This window comes from Yersinia sp. 2542 StPb PI, from assembly GCF_048593855.1.
Classification (GTDB): Bacteria; Pseudomonadota; Gammaproteobacteria; order Enterobacterales; family Enterobacteriaceae; genus Yersinia; species Yersinia enterocolitica_E.
In genome coordinates this window covers 1-747 of sequence record NZ_JAZGQA010000451.1, presented here as the reverse complement: position 1 = coordinate 747, position 747 = coordinate 1, and the positions used below count along the sequence as shown (strand labels likewise).

Sequence of the window (747 nt, the reverse complement as noted above, 5' to 3'; positions counted from 1 at the left end):
GATATAAAAATAGGTGTTAGTAGTAAAAAATACAGCAGTATTGCCCTTGGGGTAACTCGGGTTGGCACACTTTGGGGGGGCGGTTTATTTTGGGATCTGAGTTCGACTGCGGGTGTTCCCTGGTTTGGTGCAGCATGGAAAAATGAACCTGACCTAAAGGGGTTTGATCTAAACTACATAAAATATAATGGCATCATTAGCTGGTCTAAGTCATTGGCCCAATATGGTCCAGTGAGTTTATCATATGAAGTTAACTCAGGATTTCAATTTACAAAAGATATATTAGTGAGTGATGGTAAACAATCAATTGGTGATGAATATACCGTTCGTGGTTACAAAGAAAGTTCAGTGTCGGGACATAACGGTGGTTACATTTCCAATACAGTTCAGCTGCCGATTGCTATCAATAAATTGGGGATATGGCAGGTGTCGCCTTTTGCTGGCTATGATCTTGGTTTTATTAAAAACAACTGTACTGATGATATGGGTTCGTGCCCTGCAGAGTATTTAACTGGAGCTGCTCTTGGCCTTAAGGCTGTAGGTAGTCATTTCTCCACTTCATTAACATTGGGTTATCCTCTAACCAAACCATCAACATTAAGGAATTCTGATATTGATTCTAGAACACTAAGTTACAGGTTTGATTTACGATTCTAAATAAATAAGAAATTCCATCTTAATAAAGTTATATCCAGCAAACTGCAGGAGCTTTACGCATGAGCTAAAATTAAGGTAAGACCAATAATT

1 protein-coding gene is annotated in these 747 nt (G+C 38.4%); it reads left to right on the top strand.

Features of this window, described 5'->3' with window-relative positions:
- The coding region (locus tag V1952_RS22230; protein WP_420075594.1) for a ShlB/FhaC/HecB family hemolysin secretion/activation protein at nucleotides 1-657 on the top strand (657 nt) is incomplete at its 5' end.
- Nucleotides 658-747 lie beyond the last annotated feature (90 nt).